Genomic DNA, 1,109 nt, shown 5'->3' on the forward strand with positions numbered 1-1,109 from the left:
CGCGGACGACCTGTCGCAGGCCGATTCCTCCCGCTCTCCCGGCCACGCCTCCTCCGGAGACCGCACGCGGTCGGATCACGACGCCACTTCCGTCTCCGGGCACAAGAGCGCGGAGCACGACACCGGTGACGCCCCGTCGCGCGGGCACGGCACGACGGACGACGACTTCTACGCCCCCGCGCCGACGGCGCACCCACGGGAACCGGCCGATCCCGACGACCCCTGGAACGGCAACCCCCCGACCACACCCGATTTCAGCGCTCTCGCCGACCCCAAGACCACCAAGGAACAGCCCCTCACGGTCGAGGAGGCCATCGCCGGTCTCACCGACCCCGGCTACCGCTCCCACGACCTCGACACCATCGGACGCCTCACCGCCGAAGACACCCCCGTCTTCACGATGGACATCGACAGCGACGACTCGGACAGCACCGACAGCGATGACAGCTCCGGCGACCCCGAACACCTCCCCGACGCGCCCCGCCCCCACTCCGGCGGTGGGCAGGTCGGCCCTGTCCCCGCACCCGCCCCCTGGCACGGCGGCGACCGGGACCACACCCCCGGTACCGGCATGGGCGAAACGGTCCGCGCCCGAACCGACGACCAGGCCGCCGACCAGTGGGCCGAGCGTGCCCTGCCCACGGTCGTGACGACACCGGGAAGCCCGGAGCCGACCCGGGCCGCCCACGTCCTGGACACCACCCCCGACCGGGCCCACTCCCTGTGGGAGTACACCGAGCACGCCCGCGACACGGTCGAGAACGGCCTGGCCACCGGCGACGTCGCCCCCGACGACCGCGACGAATTCGGATGGATCGTCTCCGACATCGACACCACCCTGGCGGCGGCAGCCCTGCCCGTCGCGATCACCGCGCACCTGGGCGCCGACCACACGCTCCTGCGCCGACTGGGCGTCGACCCCCGCATTCCGGGCGACCCCGACCGCATCGCGGGCACCGTGGTGGACCTTCCGCACTACATCTGGGGCACCTTCGGCACGCGCGCCGCCGAGCACGCACCCGCCTACGTCATGCTCCGCATCCCCCGCGGCTATCCCGCCGCCCACATCCGCCCGGCCTCCCCGGGGCGGGTGCTGGGCGCCCGGGGAG

Annotated in this window: 1 protein-coding gene; it reads left to right on the top strand. The window is 73.8% G+C overall.

The window, feature by feature from the left end; all coding sequences use genetic code 11:
- Positions 1-1,109 (top strand): hypothetical protein (locus DQW06_RS27065; RefSeq protein WP_157983629.1); only part of this gene is annotated, 1,109 nt, incomplete at both ends.

This window comes from Nocardiopsis sp. TNDT3 (assembly GCF_003427465.1).
GTDB classification, from domain to species: Bacteria; Actinomycetota; Actinomycetes; order Streptosporangiales; family Streptosporangiaceae; genus Nocardiopsis; species Nocardiopsis dassonvillei.